Here is a 1,009-nt window from a genome sequence, read left to right on the forward strand (position 1 = left end):
GGTCCGGCCGAAAATTGCCGACGTGTTTCCGTAAGGCCGGGGGAACCCGCAGGGATGCGGGTTCAGGGCGCGTTTTACAGGGATAATGAGATGGACGCTCCAGATTTTGCGGCATCAAAGTACCAGACTGGATCGTTGCAATACGTCCTGAAAATGAGGAGCGTCCACATGAAAGTATCAACTCTTGGTATCGACCTGGCAAAGAACGTTTTCCAGCTTCATGGTGTCGATCACGAAGGTCATACTGTTTTGCGTAAGAAGCTGACCCGGGCTAAATTCGTTCAGTTTGTCATTCAACTGGAACCTTGCCTGATTGGCATGGAAGCCTGTTCATCCAGCCATCATTTTGCACGGTTATTCAGTCGCCACGGCCATGAGGTAAAACTCATTCCTCCGCAATATGTGAAGCCCTATGTCAAAACGAACAAGACGGATGCAGCAGATGCTGAAGCTATCTGCGAAGCGGTAACCCGCCCGAATATGCGTTTTGTACAGATAAAAACCGAAGAGCAGCAGGCCGTTTTAGCGTTACACACTGAACGGGGAATACTTATCCGCGAGCGGATCGCCTGTTCCAATAGTTTAAGAGCCACACTTGCTGAGTTTGGTATTACGATTGCAGCCGGACAAAGCCATTTAACCCGTGATCTGCCAGCCATTTTGGAGGACGGCGAAAATGGTTTGTCTCCCTTTGTCAGAACCAGCATCTACAGACAGGCTAACCATATCCGGGAACTTGAGGAGCAGGTTAAACAGGTAGAAGAAGCTCTGGCCTCCTGGTACAGAACGCAGGAAGCCTGCCAGAGAATGGCCAAAATCCCGGGGGTTGGCATGCTAACGGCCACTTATGTGGTAGCAGCAGTGGGTAATGCCCGACAATTCAGCACCGCAAAGCAGTTCGCTTCATGGCTGGGGCTGACACCAAAGGAACATTCCAGCGGCGGGAAACAGCAACTGGGAGGGATCAGCAAACGTGGCGATGGCTATTTCCGATACCTCCTGGTTCACG

The 1,009-nt window shown here is 51.3% G+C and carries 1 protein-coding gene; it reads left to right on the forward strand.

The window, feature by feature from the left end; genetic code table 11:
• Positions 1-168: 168 nt before the first annotated feature.
• A partial coding sequence (locus NNO04_RS22450; protein ID WP_271446524.1) for an IS110 family transposase occupies positions 169-1,009 on the forward strand: 841 nt, incomplete at its 3' end.

Source organism: Citrobacter sp. Awk 4 (genome assembly GCF_028069725.1).
In the GTDB taxonomy this organism is placed as follows: Bacteria; Pseudomonadota; Gammaproteobacteria; order Enterobacterales; family Enterobacteriaceae; genus Citrobacter_D.